The organism is Stenotrophomonas sp. SrG, assembly GCF_050031795.1.
GTDB classification, from domain to species: Bacteria; Pseudomonadota; Gammaproteobacteria; order Xanthomonadales; family Xanthomonadaceae; genus Stenotrophomonas; species Stenotrophomonas rhizophila_A.
On sequence record NZ_JBNBBE010000763.1, the window covers coordinates 1 to 246 of the forward strand.

Here is a 246-nt window from a genome sequence, read left to right on the forward strand (position 1 = left end):
TGCCAGGACGGCCCGGTGGTGTCCCTGCCCAAGGTGGTGGACGCCGCGCCCGCGGCCGGGGCCAAGCTGCCGCTGCGGGTGCGCTTCCCGGACATCCTGGGCCAGCGCCTGGGCCAGCTGCAGGCGGCCTTCGGCCAGGCCCAGGCCGACTGGGACTACGCCGGCGGCTATACGGCGGCGTACCCGATCAACGTCAACCACCACCGTGGCGTGGCAGGCACCCTTGCCAGCCACCACGGTGAAGGA

The 246-nt window shown here is 73.6% G+C and carries 1 pseudogene; it reads left to right on the forward strand.

Features of this window, described 5'->3' with window-relative positions:
* Positions 1-246 (forward strand): annotated as a pseudogene (locus tag ACQG3P_RS21620) (arginine decarboxylase); the annotation flags it as partial.